At 37.4% G+C, this 17,186-nt stretch carries 18 protein-coding genes and 1 riboswitch; of the genes, 3 read left to right on the top strand and 15 right to left on the bottom strand.

The window, feature by feature from the left end:
- The 11 genes from ssuE to LKW28_RS12980 all read right to left on the bottom strand — a co-directional run bounded on the left by ssuE (nt 1) and on the right by LKW28_RS12980 (nt 9,992).
- Entirely contained in the window at nt 1-552 is a 552-nt protein-coding gene (ssuE, locus tag LKW28_RS13030) for an NADPH-dependent FMN reductase (RefSeq protein ID WP_229140803.1), read from the bottom strand.
- A 103-nt stretch (nt 553-655) separates the two neighbouring features.
- Nucleotides 656-838, bottom strand: a complete 183-nt coding sequence (locus LKW28_RS13025; protein WP_229140802.1) for a YezD family protein — start codon at nt 836-838, stop codon at nt 656-658.
- A 135-nt stretch (nt 839-973) separates the two neighbouring features.
- Nucleotides 974-1,074: riboswitch (SAM riboswitch) on the bottom strand.
- Between the two features lie 166 nt (nt 1,075-1,240).
- Complete coding sequence (locus LKW28_RS13020; protein WP_229140801.1) at nt 1,241-1,744, bottom strand: hemerythrin domain-containing protein; 504 nt, start codon at nt 1,742-1,744, stop codon at nt 1,241-1,243.
- Between the two features lie 124 nt (nt 1,745-1,868).
- On the bottom strand, nt 1,869-2,363 hold the full coding sequence (locus tag LKW28_RS13015) for a DUF5381 family protein (RefSeq protein WP_229140800.1): 495 nt from the start codon (nt 2,361-2,363) through the stop codon (nt 1,869-1,871).
- The gene (locus tag LKW28_RS13010) at nt 2,353-3,153 is read right to left on the bottom strand and encodes a hypothetical protein (RefSeq protein ID WP_229140799.1); all 801 of its coding nucleotides are present in this window, start codon (nt 3,151-3,153) and stop codon (nt 2,353-2,355) included. The genes LKW28_RS13015 and LKW28_RS13010 overlap by 11 nt, the downstream gene beginning before the upstream one ends.
- 71 nt (nt 3,154-3,224) lie before the next feature.
- The gene (locus tag LKW28_RS13005; RefSeq protein WP_229140798.1) at nt 3,225-4,475 is read right to left on the bottom strand and encodes a hypothetical protein; all 1,251 of its coding nucleotides are present in this window, start codon (nt 4,473-4,475) and stop codon (nt 3,225-3,227) included.
- A gap of 288 nt (nt 4,476-4,763) precedes the next feature.
- On the bottom strand, nt 4,764-5,618 hold the full coding sequence (locus LKW28_RS13000; protein ID WP_229140797.1) for a glycerophosphodiester phosphodiesterase: 855 nt from the start codon (nt 5,616-5,618) through the stop codon (nt 4,764-4,766).
- A gap of 89 nt (nt 5,619-5,707) precedes the next feature.
- Nucleotides 5,708-7,075 carry an ABC transporter substrate-binding protein gene (locus LKW28_RS12995; protein ID WP_229140796.1) on the bottom strand — a complete coding sequence of 456 codons (1,368 nt, stop codon included), beginning with the start codon at nt 7,073-7,075 and terminating at the stop codon, nt 5,708-5,710.
- Between the two features lie 42 nt (nt 7,076-7,117).
- Nucleotides 7,118-7,927: a carbohydrate ABC transporter permease gene (locus LKW28_RS12990; protein WP_420708874.1), complete on the bottom strand. Its 810-nt coding sequence runs from the start codon at nt 7,925-7,927 to the stop codon at nt 7,118-7,120.
- A gap of 2 nt (nt 7,928-7,929) precedes the next feature.
- Entirely contained in the window at nt 7,930-8,865 is a 936-nt protein-coding gene (locus LKW28_RS12985; protein WP_229140912.1) for a carbohydrate ABC transporter permease, read from the bottom strand.
- Nucleotides 8,866-8,870: 5 nt separating this feature from the next.
- Nucleotides 8,871-9,992, bottom strand: coding sequence for an ABC transporter ATP-binding protein (locus LKW28_RS12980; protein WP_229140794.1), 1,122 nt, complete (start codon nt 9,990-9,992; stop codon nt 8,871-8,873).
- A 428-nt stretch (nt 9,993-10,420) separates the two neighbouring features.
- On the opposite strand from LKW28_RS12980, the gene LKW28_RS12975 reads away from it, so the two are divergent.
- The gene (locus LKW28_RS12975) at nt 10,421-10,906 is read left to right on the top strand and encodes a DinB family protein (protein WP_229140793.1); all 486 of its coding nucleotides are present in this window, start codon (nt 10,421-10,423) and stop codon (nt 10,904-10,906) included.
- Between the two features lie 129 nt (nt 10,907-11,035).
- Here the strand turns inward: LKW28_RS12975 and LKW28_RS12970 are convergent, their stop codons facing one another.
- Complete coding sequence (locus tag LKW28_RS12970) at nt 11,036-11,458, bottom strand: VOC family protein (RefSeq protein WP_229140792.1); 423 nt, start codon at nt 11,456-11,458, stop codon at nt 11,036-11,038.
- 76 nt (nt 11,459-11,534) lie between these two features.
- Nucleotides 11,535-12,779, bottom strand: coding sequence for an MFS transporter (locus LKW28_RS12965; protein WP_229140791.1), 1,245 nt, complete (start codon nt 12,777-12,779; stop codon nt 11,535-11,537).
- A gap of 520 nt (nt 12,780-13,299) precedes the next feature.
- Here LKW28_RS12965 and LKW28_RS12960 point away from each other — a divergent pair.
- The gene (locus LKW28_RS12960) at nt 13,300-14,055 is read left to right on the top strand and encodes a DUF2087 domain-containing protein (protein ID WP_229140790.1); all 756 of its coding nucleotides are present in this window, start codon (nt 13,300-13,302) and stop codon (nt 14,053-14,055) included.
- A 48-nt stretch (nt 14,056-14,103) separates the two neighbouring features.
- Nucleotides 14,104-14,460: a GIY-YIG nuclease family protein gene (locus LKW28_RS12955; protein ID WP_229140789.1), complete on the top strand. Its 357-nt coding sequence runs from the start codon at nt 14,104-14,106 to the stop codon at nt 14,458-14,460.
- A gap of 119 nt (nt 14,461-14,579) precedes the next feature.
- On the opposite strand, the gene LKW28_RS12950 is transcribed toward LKW28_RS12955, so the two are convergent.
- Nucleotides 14,580-16,190 carry an ABC transporter permease gene (locus LKW28_RS12950; RefSeq protein WP_229140788.1) on the bottom strand — a complete coding sequence of 537 codons (1,611 nt, stop codon included), beginning with the start codon at nt 16,188-16,190 and terminating at the stop codon, nt 14,580-14,582.
- Entirely contained in the window at nt 16,190-17,095 is a 906-nt protein-coding gene (locus LKW28_RS12945) for an ABC transporter ATP-binding protein (RefSeq protein ID WP_229140787.1), read from the bottom strand. Before LKW28_RS12945 ends, LKW28_RS12950 begins: the two co-directional genes overlap by 1 nt.
- Nucleotides 17,096-17,186: the final 91 nt, after the last annotated feature.

Genomic DNA, 17,186 nt, shown 5'->3' with positions numbered 1-17,186 from the left:
TTAACTTTTTATGGCGAAATCTTTATTCTGTTTAACTTCATTAATAAAGTAATAAAGCTCCTTTTTCAGTCTTTCTAACACATTCACATCGATAATCGGGTTGACTGCTTGTGCTTTATCAATTTGGCAATCCTGAAAGTACACTCCCTGTAAGCTTTGGCCCTTTAATGCAGCCAATAATGGTTTAAGGCTGTAGTCAATCGCTAGCAAATGTGCAGGACTTCCGCCTGTCATAATTGGTAAAACTGTTTTTTTAGCTAATACATCTTGGGGAAGCAAATCCAGAACAGCCTTCAGAACACCTGTGTATGCTGCTTTGTATACTGGGGATCCTACAATCACTCCCTCTGCCTCTTGAATTTGTAATGTTAAATTCTTTAGAGCTGGACTATCAAACTTCAAATTAAATACGTCATCAGCCGGAATATCTCTAACGGATACATGTGTAACTGAAAAACCTTCATGTTTAAGCTTTTTTCCAACATATTGCAGAACCAAATCTGTTCTGGACTTTTCTGAAGGGCTCCCTGATAAAATAACGATTTCACTCATATTGATCATCCTTTCTTTTTGGAATAAAAAAAGGCATCTTTATCCAAAACGTCATGGATGGACGCTTTGAAAATAAAGATGCCTTTAGTGGTCTAATCGGCAATTATTTGGTATATTTATGCGTTGGTTGATTTGATGTCGATTTTTGCAATGTAAAACGTCTCTTTTCCGTCGCATCAATTTGGGTAATTTCCCCGTTGTGGACGGTAATCACAATAGATCCAAATTCCAGATTCTCTAAGGTAGATAAAATATGCTTTACCTTTGCTTCATCTAACGCTGCCATGTGACTCCTCCTTGATAAAGATGTGTATCATTTCATTGCTGCTGGTTGACCAGTTTAGCAATCGGTTCTTTTTGCACAAAATAAAAACCCTCTTCTAACAAGAAGAGGGCATACGTGAATAATTCAAATACACTCTTCTTATCTTTCAAGCTTGACGCTTGCTGGAATTGGCACAGTACAAAATGTCTGTTGCCGAGGCTTCAACGGGCCAGTCCCTACACCTCTCTGGATAAGAATAAAATGGTAATTTAGTTGTTTGTTGATTATTAAATTACACGGAAATTTCATATCTGTCAATCACTTTATTGAAAAATTTTTAAAAGAGGGAACTTTTAGTTATTTAGTCCCGGATGAATTCAAAAAGACCTCGAATTCTTTAATTGAATTCAAGGCCTTATTTTTTCAATTACGGAGCATTTGCCCAAGCTCTTCCATTTCTTCAGTTGACAATATTTTCTCCGCTAATGGAAACAGCATATTTTCCTCCTTGGCGAAGTGTTGTGTTAATGTCGCATACGCTTGGACCGCGTAAACGGTAATAGTTTGTGCATCGTATTCATCCATTGTTTCCTTCGCATTGGCAGCTTCATCAAAAAAATCCCGAAGATGCTGTTCCGCCTTATGATGCTCATATTCCATCGTTTCAATGGTATGATCGTTTTCTCCGAGATGGCGATTCATCAACGGGAACAAGCCCTCTTCCTCACGTTTCGAATGTGCGGCTAGCTTACTGTTGAAGGCTGAAACCCGCTCAAATAAATCCCCAAATAATTGAAGCACTTCCGGACCGGATTCGAACTCTATTTCTTCCGCAATCTCATAGAAACGGTCCATGTCTGCCCTCAACGAAATATGCTCGTCTTTTAATTGTTGCAGTGGCGCACTATTTGGATCATCTAATATCATTTTATCCCCCAGCCTCCTTCACCATTTTTTCGTATTTATCATTACCATTTCTTATAGCATACGTTATATGCACGAAAAATTTAGTGATAGGAATCACGGCAGAGGGAGGAACAGCACTACGTCCCTATTTTCTCTTTCGTTTTTCCCAGTTATTTCTTAATTCAGGATTTGCGTATGGGATGACATATGTTTCGATTACATGATTAACAGGTTGTTCGGACACTAGGTTGTAGGTAGAAAGTTTTATTTTTTTATTATTAAGGGTTTTTACCATAATATATTTTAAGGAAGCCCCGCCCCAATAAATATCTTTAATTTCTCTTATCGGAATGACATTTTTCCTACCTTTCAGATTCCCATCTTCCACGGTAAATAATGCCTTTCCAGTCAGTAAAACAGATAAAATCCTCAATAAAATGCTTCCGAAAAATAATGTACCAATGATGCCAATAATGATGGCAAGGAATGCTCTTAGAATACCTGAATTGGGTACAATGTAAAAGAGGGTGAATAGTCCCGCGGCGGTCATTAACCCACTTCCAAACACCATACAACCTGCCCAGGATGACAGATAGACCACATCAACCCTGTCATTCGTTATCTTAATATTATTTTCCATGCGTAAGTTCCCCCTCAGTTTCCTTAAAAGGAGATACGTTGTTTTCTAAGAGGAGATTAATACTTTTTGTATGACACGGTTGAACTTCAAAAAGATCATCCTTTTTTTCAATGATCCAATTATCTTTGGCACGATTTGTAAACATAACAATATTTGTTGCATACGGCTCTTTGTTTTCATTAAACTTTAAAAACAGCAATGTATTTAGTAAGCCGTTGGTTTCTTCTAAAATAGCATTAAAAGGCTTTTTCTCTTCTTTTAGAGGTGGTTGTTCAAATTTACTTTTATTATCGTTTAATGCTAAAAGTAATTCCTCAAATTCCGCTTGTGTCAAGTGCAATGGATCCTGTCTAGACCCTGAAGCATTTCCTACCCGATAATACTCAGAAATCGACTCACTCACATCCTTCATCGAAACAAAGGTAAATACATGCACCATTTCATCAAATATCAACTCATGCTGAATAATACCTGTTTTACCAAAGTGATAGGAAATCTGTTCCTCTCCTTTACCACCATTTGCATGACGTGAAGCCTTAATAGATTGTTCTGAATAATTTAAGGTTGAAACAATATCTGCCAATTCATCTGATAAAGTAAATTTGTGATTTTCATAATGTACTAGTTTTTTAGCTAAGAGAGATCGACATGTAATTTGTAAAAGCAAATCCATTTTGTCATCATCAAGCTCCCCAAAATAGACTTGTTTAAGTGCATTTCCTTGTTCAAAATATCCCTCACTATAAAAGCAATAGATTAATTCTTCAATTGAAAGTGAAATTTGTTCCATTACTGCCTCCTATTTTTAACATAAAAAATCAATTATTGTTGATGAATCCTGTTCAAATTACTAATCCACGATCAGCCAAAGCCGAAGAATTTTTTTGAGCCACTTAATAAATCTCCCGCGAAGTTCTTTACATTGTTAAATCCTTCTTTTACTGATTCAACGCCTGAACGAACTTCTTCAGTTACTGAGTGAATTTGATCTTTAAAATTAACGGCGACATCCTTTGCCCAGCCTGCTGTTTTTCCGGCGATGATATCTCCAGCCATGCTGCCAACTATACCACCGAGGGTGGCACCGACCACTGTACCTACTGGACCACCAAGGGATCCTATCGCACCTCCAATAACAGCTCCTCCAACAGATGTTGCTGTTACAACACCTGTTTTCCAAACCGCTTCACCTACAACCTTTGCATTTTCTTCTTTCAATTTTTCAACATTTCCACCATAAATTGAATAGTTTTCGCTGATTTTCATAGTTGCACCTACTGCCTCGGTTCCAGCCGTTATCACACCAGCTAAAAGGGCATTTGATTTTACCACTTTCAGTCCTGTTTTTAAAATGCCACCCGCATGCTCTTTGACCAGCGAAAACCCTAATCCACTCTGTTGAATAGCCTGTTTCAACGATGTTATTTTATTACTAAAGTTAACAATGTCACTAGGGAAGAAGTTTGCGAATCTCTTATAAAGATGTTCTGATAATGGTTTACTTCCGTACCTGAGCGCTCCATATGGACTAACCATCATTTTCGCTAAAAAATGGAACTTTGAATTTTCAATACCTTTGATTGCAGTACCTAATGGAAGTTTATATTTTCCAATTAACACATCATCAGCAAGATCAAATCTACGTAGAAGCCCCTCGAGTTGAGTGTATTTAAACCCAAGAAGATGCATGATTCCGGCACCTGCTGAATACTGTAAGCCATGTAAAAGGTCCTGTACTCTTCCAATTGTATTATTATAAAATTCATATGCATTACTAGCCATTCGTTCATCTAGAATCTTTTTTATTAAATTGGATTGTGCGACAAGTGCTTGACCTTGTTTATTGACCTGCGACTCAGCCGTTGAGTATTGTTCAACCGCCGCCGATGTAAAAGTCTTGACCCGATTTACCATATTCTCTACATTCTCTAATTCACGCCCGATTCCTGCAAGCCTTGAGCCAATACCGCTTCTATTTAAGATTTTGGGATCAATGCTCCCGCGTATTGTGGCAATACTACTATGTGTACTGTTCAACTTTGCCAAACTCTGAGTCAAATCACCTTTCGCGCTAATCACCGCATTCGTTTTAAACACAATTCTTGATGACATGATTTATCACTTCCTTTTAATGATTCAGTCTTCCATTTACCGGAACCCATTTATTACTCTTAATGACTTAATGCCTATTTTTCCAAACGAAAAGATGGATAGAAAAACTTTCCATAATATTTCAATTATAAAAGAATGTAAGCACCGAAGAAATAATCTCTTTGGCCTACATTAAGCAGGTGCATAGTCTAAAAGAACTAAAAGAAACAGAGGGACAGTTCATTGTCCCTCTGTTTCTTTTGTAAAAAAAATCGTAACCTGGTACCTTCACCAATTTCCACTAACCCTTCATACTAACTTCATCTGTTCATTTCTTATCCGTATTGCGCGATTTGGAAAATCAGTTATAATCGCACCGGCTTGCATTTTAAATAATCTTTCAATCTCATCTGGTTCATTGACAGTCCAAACCCGCACCTTATCGTATAGACCTTCTAAACTCACAACATAATCCTCATTCGCTCTTTTGTTGAGATAATTTAATATTTCAATAGGAAGGTACATCGGGAATTGTTTGTTAAATTGTAGGAGTTCCTGGAATATTTCTCTTTCTGGTAAGAGTATTGTTTTGTTTAGATGTAAAGCCTCTAAATCTAACATATTAATATAATCGTGTGGAAGAGAAATGGCATCATTTAGTAACCACGCTATTTTCGTGTTTGGATCAAGCTGCTTCATTCGTAAAATCGATGGTATATGGAATGATGAATAAATCACATTCCGATCGTTTCCATACTGATCAACGATTTTTAGAACTCTCTCCTCAATTCCTTCATAAGGTACGGAATAGGTTTTTAGTTCGATATTAAGTTCAAGATCATACGGAGCCAATAATCCCAGAACCTCTTCTAATGTTGGTACCTGTTCGTTATCCCAATCTTCTTCGTATTTGTCGAAGTGAGTAAACGGTTTTCCAGCGCTACATTTTTTGATCTCAGCTAACGTCATATCCTTAATCCAACCCGTTCCAGTTGTTGTTCTGTCAAGTGTTTCATCATGAATCACAACAACTTCCCCATCCTTTGTCAAATGGACGTCTAATTCCAACCCATCAACACCTTGATCAATTGCTTTTTTAAAACTAAGTAACGTATTTTCCGGATATATTCCCTTTGCCCCACGGTGCCCATAAATTTTTGTCATCGAAAACCATTCCTTCCTTACTATTATTAAAATGATGTTGGGAACTAAGAAAAAAGCGTGGTATCCACACTTTTCTCTCACTCATTCAATTATTTCGCTCTAGCTTTATTTGCCTGCTCAATTGCTTTGTTAAATTGATCTACTGCAGTAATATAGGCTTCATCAACAGATCCTCCGTTATATACGGATTCAAGAGCAGTCTCCATTACTTTTCTTCCTTGTGGAAGCATATCCATTAATGCACCCTGCGTAGCAAATGATGCTTTCGCTGCTTGCAATTGCTCAACTGTGACACGTAATTGTGGCTTTTCAGCATGTGCATCTTTTACCAATTGTTCCTCATAGGCATCTGGATTGATCGCAAAGTATCCAGTACCAACATGCCATTTAGCTTGGACTTCTGGAGTCTGTAAATATTTCATAAATTCCCATGCTGCCTTCGTTTCTGCTTCTGGTTTTTCATCGATCATCCAAAGACTCGCTCCACCAATGACGACCCCTTCACGTTCCTTATTTTCAGGGTGTGGAAGGAATGCAATTCCTACTTCAAAAGGAGCATTATCTATAACATCTCTTGCACTTGCAGAAGATTGTAAGAACATGGATACATCTCCTGCTAAAAATCCAGCAACCATGTTATCTCCATTCGTTCCATAATTCGCAAATGTACCGTCATCTACCATTCGTTTAACCCATTCAAAAATTGACTTTCCTTCTTCTTCTGTCCATCCAATTTCAGTTGGTGTGTCAGAACGTCCATTGTCATTATTTAGTAATAAAGCACCTTGATTTGCTAATAATTGCTCCCATAACCAACCATATGCTTGTAAAGCGAAGCCTTTCATTTCTGGATTTGATTCAACAATTGCTTTACCAGCTGCTTCGACTTCTTCATAAGTAGCTGGAGGAGTTTCTGGATCTAAACCAGCAGCCTCAAATGCATCTTTGTTATAGTACATAACTGGTGTTGAAGAGTTAAAAGGCATCGAATAAAATGTACCATCTAATGAATAGTAATTAATGATGTTTTCTTCTAATCCACTCATGTCATAACCATCTGCATCAACTAATTCCTGAATCGGAATAATATTTCCACTATTAATCATAGACATTGTTCCGATTTCAAATGTTTGAATCATTGTCGGAGCACTATCCGTCCCAGCAACAGCATTAAATTTTGTTAATGATTCATCATATGTACCTTGATATTCTGCATTTACTTGAATTTCTTCTTGTGAACCATTGAAGTCTTCGACAATACTATTTAATGCTTCTTGACCTGCTCCACCCATTGAGTGCCAGAATGTTACGGTCTGTTTTTCACTTTTTCCTTCAGAATCTGAGCCATTACTTGAGCCCGTTTTTTGATCACCTTCGCCAGTTGTTGCTTCTCCTCCAGCACAAGCTGCTAGAAGTAAAACCAATCCTAATCCAAGGATCATCATGATTTTTTTCATTTAAATTACTCCTTTGATATTGGTATATTTTCGAGGAATCTGTTATTTTACAGCGCCCTCTGTTAAACCTGTTTGAAGCTTCTTTTGTCCTAAGAAAAGTAAAATTAATGTTGGGATGATTACGATAACGGCACCTGCCATGATAACGCCCCATTCATTTAATTGTTCCTGTGTTTGTAATTGCTTCAAGCCAATCTGTACTGTACGTACAGTATCGTTTGTAGTAGCTAAAAGAGGCCACAAATACATATTCCACGATGTTAAAAAACCGTAAATCCCCAATGTAACTAAGCTTGTTTTTGATACAGGCAACACGACCGTTAAGTAAAATCTAAAATCACCAATTCCAGCGATTTGGCTTGCTTCCCTTAACTCCTTAGGAATTTGTTTAAATTGTTGTCGCAGCAAAAAGGTTCCAAAGGTCGTTGCAAAAAATGGAATCGTTAATCCAGCATAGCTATCAAGCCAGCCAAAATCACGGATAATGTGAAAGTTTGGAATGATCGATGCTTCAAAAGGAACCATCATGGTTGCAATAAAAAGATAAAATAATGCATCTCTACCTTTAAACTCTAAAAATACAAAGGCATAAGCTGCTAGACTTGATAAAGCCAGTTGTCCGAGCATGATGACAATTGATACTACAAAACTATTAAATAAATATTTCATTAAAGGAAATCGTTCAAAGGCTGCAACATAATTATCTACTGAAAGTGTAGTCGGCAAACTGGCAGTCAATATATCTTGATTCGTCATGAAACTCATGACTATCGCCATAACAGCAGGGCCAGCTATTAGAATGGCTGATACGATCAATAAAAGATAGAAGGTTACCTTTCTCCCCCATGACATCATCATTGATAGTGGACCCTCCTCTCGCCCAGCTTAAATTGCAGTGCAGTCATCAATAATATAAGTAGGAATAACACGATGGCCTGGGCGCTTGCTGACCCGAATTGATAATTCACAAATGCCTCACGGTAAATGGAATACACGATTAAATTCGTTTCATTTGCTGGTCCACCTTGAGTTAATATATCAATTTGACCAAATGTTTGGAACGAATTGATAATGGACACCGTAATCACAAAGAATAAGGTCGGAGAAAGCATAGGAACCGTGATTCTTCTAAACTTATAAAAATACCCCGAACCCTCAATATCCGCACTCTCATATAAGGAAGAATCGATAGATTGGAGTCCACCTAGCAAGATTAAAAATGTAAAACCAATATTCATCCAAATGGTAGTAATCGCAATTGCAATCATTGCCCATTTCGGATCCGTAAGCCAACCAATCGATTCAGCACCAAACATGTTAAGTATTTGGTTCAATAGCCCCATTGTTGGATTGAATAAATACAACCAAAATACAGAAGCCGCCGCAACCGATATTCCCATGGTTGATGTAAAAACGGTCCGAAAAAAGCCAATTCCCTTTAGTTTTTCATTGGAAATGACAGCTAAAAATAAGCTAATCACCACAGTTGCTGGTACCGTATAAAGTACAAACAAAAAAGTATTTTTGAAGCTTTTTAGAAAAATAGGATCGGTAAACATATACAGATAGTTTTCTAAACCCACAAAGACAGTTGTAGCTCCCTTAGCATCCGTCAAAAAGAAGCTTAAATACATGGTCCGAAACAAAGGATAAAACACGAAAACACTAAATAAAACAATAGATGGGAATAAAAATAGAATCCCTTTTAGCAAACTAGTGACCCTTTTTTGTTTCTTTGCTCTATCAATTTGGACGGTAATGGTTTCTTTATTTTCGATAATGGGGCTCATCATACTCATATCACTGCAACCTCTTGTTTTTTCCCAGAGTTAGCAGCTTTAAGCAACTTTCCAGAATCACCATCAAAAAATAGAATATATTCAGGGGCGATTTGCACAGGAACCCTTTGTCCATATTGGATTCTCCATTGCCCCGGCCATTTGGCCGTCCATAATTCAGTCCCAACATCGAAAGCAACGGATGTTTCATTTCCTAGTTGCTCCACATTTACTGCTTCTAAGTATGTACTATAATTTTCTTTACCAAGACCTGAAATTAGATGTTCAGGGCGAATGCCTACAACGAGATTCTGGTTTCTCGGTATGTCCTTTAAAATCATTGGATCTGTTGAAAGATAGATTTGATTTTCAATGATTAATTGTGTCCCATCCTCTGAAAATACTGCTTTTCCAAGATTCATTTTTGGGGAACCGATAAATGATGCAACAAATAAATTTTCAGGTTCATTATATAGAGTGATTGGTTTTCCTACCTGTTGAATTTTGCCTTCATTAAGCACCATAATACGGTCACCCATCGTCATTGCCTCGACTTGATCATGGGTAACATAGATCATCGTTAGACCTAGGCGCTTCTGTAATCTCCGAATTTGAACCCGCATATTTGCGCGAAGCTTTGCGTCCAGATTAGATAATGGTTCATCCATTAAACATAAAGGAGCGTGACTCACTACCGAACGGCCAAGTGCCACACGTTGTCTTTGACCACCCGATAGCTCCCTTGGCTTCCGGCTCAATAATTCACTTAACCCTAAGATGTCTGCTGCTTCTCTGAGTCTTCTTTGCTGTTCTTGTTTATCCACCTTCCTAGCTTTTAAACCAAACAGAATGTTTTGCTCAACCGTCAAGTGTGGATATAAAGCGTAATTTTGAAAGACCATCGATAAATCTCGATTTTTCGGAGGGAGATGATTTACTGCCTCATTGTTAATCTTTAAAATCCCATCAGAAATTTCTTCGAGTCCCGCTATCATTCTGAGCAACGTACTCTTCCCAGATCCAGAAGGACCAACAAGTACAAAAAACTCCCCTTTCTTTATTGTTACATTGATTCCATTCAATACATCCTTTTGTTTATCGTATGATTTGGAGATGTTAACCAACTCAACCTGACTCATGCGCAGCCTCCTTTCGAATTACATCCCCATTTAACCACATTAGCTTTCAAAAAAAAGCGTATTTACAGATTTTTGACAAACCTTTACAGTAGATTGATTAATGAGGATATATTTTCATAAACTAAACGAATTTTTTACAATAAATAATCCCGTTGCACTATTTACATCGGGACAGAGGGACAGGTTCACTTTCCCAATAAGTATGCAAATGGTGGGACGCGGTACCTTTCACCAATCCCTAAATTTACAAAAACTATTTACTTTGGAAAAGAAAGCATTTACAATTGCCTTCTTAGAAAGAAAAAGCAATCGACGGGCTGCAATAGCAGAAAAAGCAAAGTGGAAGCAAATTTCAAACACTCAAAAAAAGAATAAAAATAGATAATTTAGTGGATCGTTTGATTTTTTCTAAATTTGGAGGGATATGATTGAAAACATTTTTTCGCTATAACTGGATGGTAAGAGAAGAATGGTATCAGTGGTGTGAAGAGCTAAGTGAAGAGGAACTTCTACAAGCCAGAACTGGAGGAGTCGGCAGTATACTCCAGACACTCTTTCATATCATTGATGTGGAATGGAGCTGGATTCGTCTTTTACAAGGTAAACCTGATTTTGAGGAAAGCTTTGATGATCATAAAAGCTTGCATCTCGTTCGAAAATTGGACTCTGAATTTCGTACAGAAGTGGAGAATTTTGTAAACAACTGGGATGATAGTATGGAAAATCAATTATTTTACGATACCCTACCAAACGGAAAAATTGTAACAGATACTTGGGGTGAAGTAATGAGACATGTTATCGCACATGAAATTCACCATATCGGTCAACTTTCTATTTGGGCAAGAGAAGTAGGGAAAAAACCAGTATCAGCGAACTTCATTGGCCGTGGTCTCGTCTCTCAATCGGATCAATAATGAAGTAAATTTGATAGTTACCAATAACCTGCACTCTCACAATTTTGATCGTTATGACTTAAAGAGGCTGTATGTGTAAACCACATACAGCCTTTTCAAACCTTGTAGTATTTTTTAGCAGCTTGATATCTAATTCTCAAGCTCCCAAGCTGGATTCCAGACTACTTCCCATAAATGGCCATCCGGATCCTGAAAATGACCAGAATATCCTCCCCAAAAGGTGTCATGTGCTGGGTCTGTTATGGTTGCACCCGCTTTTTCAGCCTCTTCAATTACCCTATCTACCTCTTCTTTACTACTCACATTGTGACCAATTGTAAATTCAGTTGGACTTGCTGGAGTCTGTGTCACCTTTGCCTCATAAGCAAGATCTTCACGTTTCCAAATAGCAAGCTTCAAACCTGCTTGTAGGTTAAAAAAGGCAACTGCTCCATGCTCGAATTCTTCCCCTACAATACCTTCTGTTGGAAGTCCCAGTCCATCCCGATAAAACGTTAACGCTCTTTCCAAGTCATCCACACCTAATGTAATTACAGTGATTCTAGGTTTCATTAATGATTAAATACCTCCTCGAGCAATACTTAATTCTATAAATATAGAGAGGGCAAAATAGCCCTCGCTCTTAACTTTACGATTCTTCTAATGCAGGTTTTCCCGCTTCAATTAATACTTTATTTCGCCCTAGGAAAACGGCAAGGATCACAATGAATATTCCAGTTCCTACTAGCAGCCATTCGATTTTGATAAAATCTGCAATTGGACCAAAGATGAGCATTCCAAGCGGCATCATTGAGGTAGAGATCATCCCCATTACACCAAATACCCTTCCTAAATAATCTTCTTCTACTTTCTCCTGTAACAATACAGTGGCTGGTGTATTAAATATTGGCATAGCAACGCCGAATATAGCCATGAAGGCAAAATAAACCCAGAAATTCGGAACGATACCAAGTGCAAACGTGCAAACCCCCATAATAATACTTGCGAAACCTAATGTTTTAATTTTATTTGGAAAGCCTCCCCATGAAGCAATTATTCCTCCACCGACCATCATGCCAATGGAGAAGGCAATTTCGATTGCAGCCAATCGCCATTCGTCACCACCAAAACTTCGTGTAACCTGCAGTGGCGTCAAAAATGCTGCTGGCGCCATTAATACAAAAAACACTGCAAAGAATAAGAAGAATGTCTTTAGAAAACTATGGTTATTCACATAGTGTAACCCTAGTTTAAAATCACTTAAGTAGCTTGTTGTTTGTTTTTCTGCTGCCTTTTCATGCACAGAAATTTTCAAGAAAACAAGCAATGTGAAGATTGCAATTGCTGCCGTAATCACATCAATAAAGAATATCATTTCGATCGAGGTCAATCCTAAAAGCGCTGCACTGACCATTGGTGATACGAACATGATAACAGCCTGAATGCTTCCATTTGCTCCGTTCACCTTTGTCAGTTTATCCTTTGGAACAATTTGCGGTAGAATCGCACCAACAGCTGGCATTTGAATTCCCGTTCCAAAGGCACGAACAGCCGCCATAACAAATAGCAACCAAATTGCATCAAATCCCATTAAAAAGAGAATCGCAAGAATCAGTGTTGAAATGGCAATGAGACCGTCTGCTAAAATAATCAGCATTTTGCGGTTATAGCGATCCGCCCAAACCCCTGCAACAGGCGACAAAATAAAGGTTGGAATAAAACCGCAAATGATAAACAACGTCATCATTAAACCGGATTCCGTCTCTAAAGTAATATGCCACATAATGGCGTACTGAACCAGTGACGATCCAAAAAGTGAAATCGTCTGGCTAGTTAAGAAGAGAACAATATTCCTAAACCAATTCTCCTTGAAATTATTTTCGTTTGTATTCATAAACTAACAACTCATTTCTATTCATAATTTTTTAAATATACCCTTCACCTACATTCATTATGCCGATCAATTCTACATATATTTTGGACAACAAAAAGAGGGAGCACTCGCCCCCTCTTTTAAATAACCGTTAAATATAGGTTTCCTTAAAATTAGACAGACCAATCCCGTTGCTCTGAACGTAGGCAGAGCTTTCAAACGTATTCAATTAACGAATGAATAATGGGAATCGTAATCTCATTGATGCTGTCACAAGGAAAACCTCCATTTCATAATATCGATATTTATAATAACAAATATGCCCTTTAAATACAATCTTTTTATGGGTCAAACGGGCAGGTACATCGACCCAGATTTTGCATATTTTTATTAATTGTTTGCATATAGTTAAACAATTCTTCATATTGTTTGTTCCTTCGATTGACAAAAATGGAACTTCAGATTAGTATATTCATTATCAAACAGACGATTTATTAATTTGTTTATATAATTACCAACAATGACAGGATGTGTTTGAATAATGGATATTTCAGAAAGTTTTTGGAATGCGTCATTGGAAGAGCTAAAACAAGGATTTATTGAAGAGTCAGATTCATATGTTTGTCTTTTGTGTGGTGAGAAAATCAAAAAAGGGATCATTTACCCCCTCGAAGGAATTTTTTATGAAGCCGAAAGATATATGCGTGTTCACATCGAAAGCTCCCACCAATCTGTATTTGATTATTTAATTGGTCTTGATAAAAAACTGACTGGACTTACTGATCATCAAAATCAGCTCCTTCGTCTTTTTTATCAAGGCAAAAGTGATAAAGAAGTTCAGTCTGAGATGGAGATCGGAAGCACCTCTACGATTAGACACCATCGATTTGCATTGAAAGAGAAAGAACGTCAAGCACGGACCTTTTTAACTATTATGGAGCTTTTAAAAGAAAAAGATCAGCATGCACCAGCATTTGTCCCGCCACATAAAACAGCGACAATGGTTGATGATCGGTATGCAGTTACTGAAAAGGAACAAAAAGAAATCACTGAGAAGTTTTTTCCTGAGGGGATAAATGGACGATTAACAAAATTTCCGCCGAAAGAAAAACAAAGACTTATAGTTCTTCGAGAAATAGCTAAACGCTTCGAAAGTAATACCATTTATACAGAAAAAGAAATCAATCAGATTTTAAAAGATATATATGATGATCATGTTCTAATTAGGAGATATTTAATTAGCTATGGGTTTTTAGAAAGAAAAATGGATGGGAGTCAATATTGGCTAAAAAAATAGGATTCCTTATCCCTATTGGAAAATAACCAACGAAAGCGAGTGTCTTTTATGGACCGAAAAAAAGAATTAAAACAGTTATATATGGAAACCCCGATTGAGGGTGGTGTTTTCCAGATTAAAAATAACCAAAACGGAAAACTGTATATCGGAAGCACAAGAAATTTCAAAACATTAAACGGACTTAAATTCAGTTTAGAAGCTGGCTCAGCCGCACCCACGAACAAAGAGCTGCAAGAAGACTGGAGTCATTATGGTGCAGGTGCATTTAGTATTGAAAAATTAGAAACGCTCAAAAAGAAAGATGACCCTTATTTCAATGAAAAAGAAGCCTTGAAGGAACTTGAATCCAAGTGGTTAGACCAGCTTCAACCCTATGAAGAAAGAGGATACAACAAGAAAAAGTAAAAAATAGGAAGCTATTTGTATTATTTTATCAATAGCTTCCTTTCTATATATATGATTGAAAATCCCTCGATACAAAACCTTTGATTATTGGCTTATTATACGGACATACTTCGCTAAATTCACCCCATAATATCCCGTTTATTATAACCAATAAATCCAATGAACGATAATACACTTGCAAGCAATGTTAGAACAATCATCACCATGAAATTCATGTCATCAATTGGGATTTGCGGAATATAAGCAAAGATGGATAAGTTATTCATCCAGTCTGGAAATTCAAGTAAATCACCAAGGTAAAGAACAATAAAACAATAAACAACGTACATCCAAATCAATCCTGTAAATTTCGGTGCTCCTCCAATCAATACGACCACAAGACCTACTACGACCCAAATCGCAGGTAAATATACATAAGCAGATGCGAAGGTGGTGCTAAATAATAAGGCGTGATCCATCACTGTTCTGCCTATTGACCACACCCCTAACGCCACAAGTGTTTGCATGATAAAACTTATAATAATCGCTAAAAAATAGTGATTACCTAAAACACGGGTTCGTGAGACTGCACGACTGTATAAATTTTCTGTAAGATTTTTAGACTCTTCTCCTTTTATTTTTAATACGGCCATCAATGCAGGAACCAGGCTTAGCAACGACATAATAGCCATTAATAGCGTTAGAAATTGTTCAGTCATCGTATAATCTGACTCTATATCTATATAGGCTTGCATAAACTCATTTTCAGAAAAATACAATTCTAAATCTCCTAAAATGGCGCCAAAAGAGCTACTTAACGCAAATAATCCAATCGCCCAAGCGATGATATTCGTACGCTGTAACCTTAAGGTAAGACCAAATGTTGTTTGCAAAAAAGGGGAAGCCTTTGTTTTACCTTTCCTAGCCGCTATAAATCCAGCCCCCAAATCACGAATGGAATGTAAATAAAAAGCAACAATCCCCAATATAATAGCAGCAACAAAGGCTAAAATAACTGGCCACCAATTATTCCCTACAAACACACCGGTCCTAACTGTCCACCCAAGCGGTGAAATCCATGATAGAACGTCATTACCTACATCGCCAATTACTCGAACTAGATAAGCAATAATTAAAATCGTAAATGAAAACATGATTGTCCCTCTTGAGGTTTCGGTAAGTTGGGCAAACACCGCTGTGAATGCCGCAAATAAAAGTCCAGTTCCCCCTAAAATGGAACCGTATAAGAAAGAGCCTTCGAGACCCACACCCTCTATTCCTAAAGAAGATAAACCAAGACCAATTAAAATAGCTAGAAGAAAATTGGTTGACAAGATGATAATCATGACTGCACTTGCATAGGACAACCGACCAACAGATAATGCCCGAATCATCTCAATTCGGCCATCCTCTTCATCCCCACGGGTCGCCCGTCCTACAAGTAAAATACTCATGATGGCTACTGCAACTGCTGTAAAAAGCAACATTTCATTGGCAAACATGGCTCCAATAGAATTTATATATTCACCGTTTTCATATCCCGGTCCAAGCATTGCCACCATTGCTGGATTTTCCATTGTTAGAGAAGCAGCCTGTCTTGATTGTTCGTCTTTATAAATACCCGGATAGGCAGTTGCAACTGATAAGGTGATTCCGACCAAACTAATTAACCAAATAAGAATTTTAAAACGTTGTTGTCTTAAAATAAACCCAGTTAATTTCTTCGTCCCTTTAAAATATCTTATGGCCATCACAAAGCCCCCTCCGCCCTAGATTGATCTGTTTGATAATGACGCATAAACAAATCCTCCAATGTAGGGGGGGCACTTTCTAATTTTAAAATTCCAAACTTGGCTATATAACGGAGGAGTGTATCCAATTCCTCTGTATCTACCTGGAATGTAAGCTCTGAATCTGTTTCTACTAAATTATGAATCCCTTTACGTTCATGGAAAGAAGGAATGGATTCTTTTGTTTTAATCTTTAAATTGGTACGTGTTAAGTGACGTAATTCATCCAATGTTCCCGTTTCAATTATTTTCCCCTGACGGATAATCCCAACTCGATCACATAACTTTTCTACTTCAGATAAGATATGACTGGAAAGCAACACGCTTTTACCAGCTTTTTTTGCGTCCAGTACACATTCCTGAAAGATCTTTTCCATCAATGGGTCGAGCCCTGAAGTTGGCTCATCTAAAATATATAGATCCGCATCTGATGCAAATGCTGCGATTAATGCAACCTTCTGTCTATTCCCCTTCGAATATGCTCTACTTTTCTTTGATGGATCAAAATCAAACTTTTTTATTAACGATTCTCGTTTTTCCTGATTAGTACTTCCATTCATTTTCATAAAGAGGTCAATAACCTCACCACCAGTAAGATTTGGCCATAAATTCACATCACCTGGCACATAGGCAACCCGTTTATGAATCTCAACTGCATCATCCCAAACATCCTTACCGAAAATCCTAGCCTCTCCTTGTGTAGCTTTTAACATACCTAATAAGATTCGAATAGTTGTTGATTTTCCTGCCCCATTAGGACCAATAAAACCATACACTTCCCCTTCATTCACTTCCATGTTTATCCTGTCTAATGCGGTAAACTTGCCAAAACTTTTTGATAAATTATTCGCTTTTAAAATAGTCATAGTTCATTCTCTCCCTTTAATTATGAAATTTTTTAATCTATATAGTTCATAATATACAAAATAAATCTCCCTCGCAACAGTTTATGAACTA

This window comes from Bacillus sp. REN16, assembly GCF_020731355.1.
In the GTDB taxonomy this organism is placed as follows: domain Bacteria; phylum Bacillota; class Bacilli; order Bacillales; family Bacillaceae_L; genus Ferdinandcohnia.
The sequence above is the reverse complement of the archived record's forward strand: the minus strand, read 5'-3'. Positions and strand labels throughout refer to the sequence as shown.

What these genes read in the sequence shown, in the direction of transcription:
- ssuE (WP_229140803.1), bottom strand. Translation starts at nt 552, where the DNA reads ATGAGTGAAATCGTTATTTTATCAGGGAGCCCTTCAGAAAAGTCCAGA.
- LKW28_RS13025 (WP_229140802.1), bottom strand. Translation starts at nt 838, where the DNA reads ATGGCAGCGTTAGATGAAGCAAAGGTAAAGCATATTTTATCTACCTTA.
- LKW28_RS13020 (WP_229140801.1), bottom strand. Translation starts at nt 1,744, where the DNA reads ATGATATTAGATGATCCAAATAGTGCGCCACTGCAACAATTAAAAGAC.
- LKW28_RS13015 (WP_229140800.1), bottom strand. Translation starts at nt 2,363, where the DNA reads ATGGAAAATAATATTAAGATAACGAATGACAGGGTTGATGTGGTCTAT.
- LKW28_RS13010 (WP_229140799.1), bottom strand. Translation starts at nt 3,153, where the DNA reads ATGGAACAAATTTCACTTTCAATTGAAGAATTAATCTATTGCTTTTAT.
- LKW28_RS13005 (WP_229140798.1), bottom strand. Translation starts at nt 4,475, where the DNA reads ATGTCATCAAGAATTGTGTTTAAAACGAATGCGGTGATTAGCGCGAAA.
- LKW28_RS13000 (WP_229140797.1), bottom strand. Translation starts at nt 5,618, where the DNA reads ATGACAAAAATTTATGGGCACCGTGGGGCAAAGGGAATATATCCGGAA.
- LKW28_RS12995 (WP_229140796.1), bottom strand. Translation starts at nt 7,075, where the DNA reads ATGAAAAAAATCATGATGATCCTTGGATTAGGATTGGTTTTACTTCTA.
- LKW28_RS12990 (WP_420708874.1), bottom strand. Translation starts at nt 7,927, where the DNA reads ATGTCATGGGGGAGAAAGGTAACCTTCTATCTTTTATTGATCGTATCA.
- LKW28_RS12985 (WP_229140912.1), bottom strand. Translation starts at nt 8,865, where the DNA reads ATGAGCCCCATTATCGAAAATAAAGAAACCATTACCGTCCAAATTGAT.
- LKW28_RS12980 (WP_229140794.1), bottom strand. Translation starts at nt 9,992, where the DNA reads ATGAGTCAGGTTGAGTTGGTTAACATCTCCAAATCATACGATAAACAA.
- LKW28_RS12970 (WP_229140792.1), bottom strand. Translation starts at nt 11,458, where the DNA reads ATGAAACCTAGAATCACTGTAATTACATTAGGTGTGGATGACTTGGAA.
- LKW28_RS12965 (WP_229140791.1), bottom strand. Translation starts at nt 12,779, where the DNA reads ATGAATACAAACGAAAATAATTTCAAGGAGAATTGGTTTAGGAATATT.
- LKW28_RS12960 (WP_229140790.1), top strand. Translation starts at nt 13,300, where the DNA reads ATGGATATTTCAGAAAGTTTTTGGAATGCGTCATTGGAAGAGCTAAAA.
- LKW28_RS12955 (WP_229140789.1), top strand. Translation starts at nt 14,104, where the DNA reads ATGGACCGAAAAAAAGAATTAAAACAGTTATATATGGAAACCCCGATT.
- LKW28_RS12950 (WP_229140788.1), bottom strand. Translation starts at nt 16,190, where the DNA reads ATGGCCATAAGATATTTTAAAGGGACGAAGAAATTAACTGGGTTTATT.
- LKW28_RS12945 (WP_229140787.1), bottom strand. Translation starts at nt 17,095, where the DNA reads ATGACTATTTTAAAAGCGAATAATTTATCAAAAAGTTTTGGCAAGTTT.